The sequence below is a fragment of the Allobaculum sp. genome (assembly GCF_047010065.1).
GTDB lineage: Bacteria > Bacillota_I > Bacilli_A > Erysipelotrichales > Erysipelotrichaceae > Allobaculum > Allobaculum fili.
The window spans coordinates 1-6,148 of the sequence record NZ_JBKXLD010000124.1 but is presented as its reverse complement, the minus strand read 5'-3'; the positions used below and the strand labels follow the sequence as shown (position 1 = coordinate 6,148).

At 53.4% G+C, this 6,148-nt stretch carries 2 protein-coding genes; one reads left to right on the top strand and one right to left on the bottom strand.

Annotated elements, in window-relative coordinates; translation table 11 throughout:
• Nucleotides 1–117: 117 nt before the first annotated feature.
• Nucleotides 118–3,312: a hypothetical protein gene (locus ACLUYS_RS09110; protein ID WP_412659664.1), complete on the bottom strand. Its 3,195-nt coding sequence runs from the start codon at nucleotides 3,310–3,312 to the stop codon at nucleotides 118–120.
• A 745-nt stretch (nucleotides 3,313–4,057) separates the two neighbouring features.
• Here ACLUYS_RS09110 and ftsH point away from each other — a divergent pair.
• Nucleotides 4,058–6,007 (top strand): ATP-dependent zinc metalloprotease FtsH, encoded by a 1,950-nt coding sequence (ftsH, locus tag ACLUYS_RS09105; RefSeq protein ID WP_230266480.1) that lies wholly within the window; start codon nucleotides 4,058–4,060, stop codon nucleotides 6,005–6,007.
• Nucleotides 6,008–6,148: the final 141 nt, after the last annotated feature.

Sequence of the window (6,148 nt, the reverse complement as noted above, 5' to 3'; positions counted from 1 at the left end):
ATTATCCCAAGGAGGCGGTCGAGAAAATACCCGTCTTTTATTTGACGCTTACTTTGTGTATTTCTGTATTTCTGTGTTTCTGGACTGATTTTGGGCAGGAAGCGCCTGCAGGCGGATCTACTGAGCTTTTCCGTACCAGCCGACGCCTTCATCTTTCCAGCCGATATTCTGCAAATAATCGCGTTCATGCGCGTCGGTGGTGTAGTGATGGGCGCCCGCGCCGGTCGTATTGGGATTGTACAGACGAAGCAGCGCCTGTCCTCTGGCGTCATCGGAATACCAGCCGATGCCCTCGCTTTGCCAGCCGGCGTTTTGCAGGAAAATATATTCCTGCGGATCCGGCGTGTAGTGATGATCGCCGGCGTTGGGATTGTACAGACGGTACACCGGCGTGTGCGACTGTACGGGCGCGATCCATGCCAGTCCCTCGTCGTTCCAGCCGATGCTCGAAAGATAATTCCGTTCGCGCGAATCGGCGGTGTAAAAATGTTCGCCGGTGTTCGGATTGTACAGACGGTACATTGCCGTGCTGTCTTCCGGCCTGATTTCATCTTCTCTCGGTCCGCCGATATCGAAAATGAACTCCCGCGAACCCGTATAGTCCCGCTTCCCCGTCAGACGGATCACAGCGCGGTGCGTGTCGAGATTGACAGAAACGACTTCCGCGATGTAGTCGGCCGGATCGGCCGGCTGCCGGGTTGCCCGGATGAGAACGCGCATGTTGTCCTCAAGCTGCTGGGCGTTCTGAATTTCGCGTACGTGATCGACCTCGATATCCAGATTCCGTACCGTATCCGGCAAAATCTGGAAGTCAACCCGCTTTTCGCCCGCGTAGGCGCCGATGCCCGTCAGAATGACGGTTGCGGTGCCAGCATGCACATTGTGCAGAAAGCGCAGGGTGTAGTTCCAGTTTTCGCTTAACGGCACGCCGTCGAGAATCGCGGAAATTTCCGGACGGATTTCCTGCCCGGTAAACGTCTGATCGTCGATGGAAAGTGAAAGTCTGGACAGATCTTCCTTGCGGTAGACCGCATTATGCAAAATGCCGGTGCAGTTGTTTACGCCGGTAAAGGTAAAACGCCAGACGTACGCCTGCCCTTCCCACTCGACACGCGAAAGGTCCACCGTATAGTCGCTGCGGGGAATTTCCACGCCGTCACAGACCAGAATCGGATCGTCTTCGTCGATCTGCTGATCGAGATCCGCGTAATCGGGAATTCCCTCAATCTGGACGCCGTTGCTGATGGAGCGGATGGAAATGCGGAACGTCTGGGAAAGCGATCCGGAATAGTCTCCCATGCCGATCGCGGTGATCGTCGCTTCGCCGGCGTTCACATTGTTCGTATAGTGAAGCCGGTAATCCTGGCCTTCCACGAGCAGGGTTTCGTTAAACCAGAGGTTTGGACGGGGCCGAAGCGCCTTTCCGGTATAGATCAGATCGTCCAGACTGGACATCCACGCATTTTCGAGCGTCTTCGGTCCGCCCCAGGTTCGAACCAGTTTTCCTTTGTAATTGCCTTTGCCGGTAATCGTCAGACGGAAATAATCGGTTCCCTGCGCGCTGGTCACCTGTTCGCGCGCCACCGTGTAATCCTGATTTTCGATAAGCGGCGTGAAGCCGTTCTGTACGTACGGCTGTACGTTCTGAAGTTCAGACAGACTGTTTACGGATTCGGGAAGACTGGAGACGACGGCATTGCCGATCGACTCGGGACGAATCTGGAACGTCTGGGTAATCGTTCCGCCATAACTGCCGATGCCTTCGATGACGACCGAGGCTTCCCCCGCGTTGCAGTTGTTCACATAACGCAGCGTGTAATCCTCACCTTCCTGCAAAATGCGTCCGTAGGAAAGCGTTACCGGCGGAGTGAGCGGTTCTCCCGTGTACGTGACATCCGCAATGGGATACGTATCGGCCAGCACATCGATGCGCATGGGGCCGAATACAAGCTCCTGCTTCTCGCCGCAGTAGTTACCGATCCCGCGGATCATCGCCTGATACGGCGTGTGATAATTGTCGCCCAGCGGCAGCTCTTCGCATTCCACCGTGAAGTCGACACCTTTGACCAGCTGATGGCCGTCGCATTCGACTTGCAGGTCAGCCGCTTCGAGTTCGGCCAGACTGCGCACCATTCCCGGCATTCCCGAAACGGATCCCGATTCGATGGATCTGGGCGCAATCTCAAACGTCGTTCGTACGGTTCCGGAATACTTGCCGCATCCCGTCGCGATGATTGTGGCGGTTCCCGCGTTCACATTGTTCTGATACTGCAGGGTATAGTCCTGGCCTTCGATCAGAACGGCATCGACCAGGGTGACCGTTGCTGCCGGTGTCTGCGCCTCGCCGGTATACGTGCAGTCTGGCACATTGGAAAGTACTGCATTCACAAAGAGCGGGGCGTCGGGCAGCTGGCGAATATAGTCTTCTAAAAGCCGGCGATACTGCGCGACCGTATAGCTTTGCGCGGGTGCGCTTCGATAATTCATAAAGTTCTGCAGTTCCGTACCGTATTCCTGTCCGCGGTAGTCCTCAAAGGGAATGTACGCCGCGCCGGCATACGCGTAATTTTGAATCAGGTTCGCATAGTGGCCATACGTCGGATCGTCCAGACTGGCTCCCGCTGTGCTTTCGTACCGTTCCTTTTCGTAGTAATACCAGCCGTCAAAGGAATTTCGCGGCATTGCCAGATTGCCTCGCTGAAGCATGTCGAGATCGGGCGATCCAAAATTATCGAGGTTTTCCGCCCAGCTGATCCAGCCGGCGGGCTTGGATACCCAGTCGAGGGGCGCATGATCGTAATTTTCGTTTTCGTGATACTGATCGTACGACCAGTTGGCCCGAATCTGCGAATGCGCCATCAGGGCGTCCGTGATCCTGTATTCGCTCTTGCCCAGAAAGCGGCGGATCGTGTTGGCATCCTCGAGAATATCCAGCGACTTCAGCATGTTTTTCAGACTGGTCGCGTCGTGTTCGGCGCCCATTTCGGTATACGCCGCTTTTTCGTTCAGAATCTGGAGCGCCTCGCTCTGGTTTCGATACGCAAAAAAGCCGCGGGATCCGTCTGCGTAGCGATAGCTGCTCGCCTTCTTTCGCACGCTCTCCTGCGGCTGCGATGCCGCTTCAGAGTCAGCCGACAGGACCGCATCTGGATCGGCGCTTTGCGAAAGGGCTTCAATCATTGGCCGGACTTCTCCGGTTTCAGGCAGCGTTTCTTCCTGTGCATTCGGGCCGGACGTTCCATAAATGGAGTATGGCTGGCTCAGCAGCGAAAGCGAGAAGATCACCGACAAAATCTTTCGTCCTTTTTTCATTTCCGTCTCCTTTCTCAAATTCCCTGTTTTTGTACACTGCCGCCTGCCCACAGCGCGCAGCCGCTTTCTCTTTTCCCCTGTTTTCGTTCGCCTGGATCCCCTTAAAATCCTTTGCCTGTCGGCGTTTCGCTTTTGGAAATCACACGGTTTTCTTTTTAAAAACAACGTCTGTTACTGAAAATACATTGTCGTGCGTATTTGAAAGAACGAAACGTCTTTTTCTATATTCAGCATGAGCGTATCGCGAGCGTTTTGCTTTATTTTTGGTTTTCTCTTCCCGTTTTCGGGCAAAACTCCTGTCATTCTGTACGAAAAAACGATCAGATCCGCGATAGATACCGGACCTGTATACCTTATTATTTTCGCTCTAATAAAGGGCTGCGGCAGGCTTCCTGCGCAAGGGCAAACCTTATCGGTCTGTCTTAAGAAATTGTTGAGAGGTATTCTCTATTTCTTCCATTGGCAAAGCCGTTCTGGACCTGTATCTTCAAACTGTTCTCTTCTGCAAGACAGGATTTTGTCGTTCATTTTTGAGGACTGAAACAGATGGGTACGATATTGTTACAGAGAATGGATAAATTTTTCTTCCGACCTTCTTACCCGCTTTTCGAAGAAAAAATCCAAATTTTGTGAAATTGACGAAGGCTGGCACTCTTACTGTACTTGTGCTAATTCTGCGTCATAATAGGATTCATTCAAACAGCCCCCGGATCGAACCGCGTTCGAATCCTGGAATGGAGGTTCCATGAACTTTTCTCAAAACAAAAATGGCGGATCGAAAAAGCCCGCCAGAAAGAACCTGAAATATCTGATCCTCACCTTTGCGATGATCATTGTTTTCTGCCTTCTGCTTTTTCCCTCCACAGTTTTTAACCGTTCTTCTTCGGCTGTGCCTTATTCTCAGTTTGTTTCGGAAGTTACGGACAAAAAAGTGGATGAAGTTCAGATCAGCGGCGATACCGCCCGTTATACGCTGAAAGGCGACGAAAACAAAGTCTACACCACAACCCTCATCAACGATCCCGGTCTGGTGGACCGCATGATCGAAGGGGATGTGAAGTTTGAAGAAATTCCGCAGCGGGAAAACAACGTCTTCGTAAGCGTTCTGATTTCCCTGCTTCCCTGGATTCTCATCTGGGGCATGGTCTGGTGGCTCTTCCGCTCCATGCGAAAGAGAATGTCTTCCGGATCCGCGGATTTCAAGTTCACCAATCCATCGGATGACGACGGCGATGATGACGGCGGCTCCGGTGGCGGATTCCCGTTTGGCGGATTCGGCAATATGGGCATGGGCATGGGAAAATCCAATGCCAAAGTCTATAAAGGCGAAATGACCCACACGACGTTCAAGGACGTTGCCGGCCAGGATGAAGCCAAGCAGAACCTGCAGGAAATGGTCGACTTCCTGAACGAACCGAAAAAGTACACCGAAATCGGTGCGAAAATGCCAAAAGGCGCGCTGTTAGTCGGCCCTCCGGGAACTGGTAAAACGCTGCTGGCCCGTGCGGTAGCCGGTGAAGCCGGCGTTCCGTTCTACTTCATTGCCGGTTCGGAATTCGTGGAAATGTTTGTCGGCCGCGGTGCTGCCCGCGTTCGCGACCTGTTCAAGGAAGCGAGAAAGCACGCGCCCTGCATTATCTTTATCGACGAGATCGATACGATCGGTAAAAAGCGTGACGGTTCCGGATTCAACGGAAACGACGAACGCGAACAGACGCTCAACCAGCTGCTCGCGGAAATGGACGGCTTTGACGGCTCGAAGGGCATCGTCCTTCTGGCAGCCACCAACCGTCCGGAATCGCTTGACCCGGCGCTGACCCGTCCGGGACGTTTCGACCGCCGCATTCCGGTTGAACTGCCGGATCTTGAAGGCCGTCGCGAAATCCTCATGCTTCACGCCAAAAACGTCAAGACCTCCCCGAATATCGACTACAACATGATCGCCCGCGCTTCCGCCGGTACGTCCGGTGCCGACCTGGCCAACATCGTTAACGAAGGCGCTCTGCTCGCCGTCCGCGACGGACGCAAGCAGGTGACCCAGCGCGATATGGAAGAAGCCATTGAAATCGTCATTGCCGGCGAACAGAAGAAAAACAAAGTTATTTCTCCGCGCGAACGCATGATTGTCGCCTACCACGAAATCGGTCACGCGCTGGTTTCCGCCTACTGCACCGATGCCGCACCGGTTCACAAGATCACCATCATTCCGCGAACCAAAGGCGCTCTCGGCTACACGATGCAGGTGGATGAAGAAGAAAACAACCTGCTGACCAAAGACGAGCTGTATTCCCGCATCGTTACGTACTGCGGCGGCCGTGCCGCGGAAGATCTGATCTTCCACTCCATCACGTCCGGCGCCAGCAACGATATCGAAATGGCGACCAAGACGGCCCGCATGATGATCACCCGTCTGGGCATGTCCGATCAGTTTGGCATGACCGCTCTTGAAACGGTCAACAACCAGTACCTTGGCGGCGACACTTCGCTCGCCTGCTCTTCTGACACTTCCGCAGCCATTGACCGCGAAGTGATCGAACTGATCAACAAAGCCTACAAAGAGGCGTACCAGATCCTGAATGACCACGTCATGAAACTTCATGAACTGGCCAAGTATCTGTACGAAAAAGAAACGATCACCGGCGAAGAATTCACGGAAATTCTTCATAAGGACGAGGATTCCGAAAAGCAGGCTTAAACCCGAAGCCGCAAAGCTGTACTTGATTACGAACAGAGGCCGATTCGTCTGCCTCTGTTTTTTTGCAGGCTGCCATCCTGTTCTGAACCGTAAGTGTCAAACAATCGACGGGTATACGCGAGACTGAATATTAGATACGCT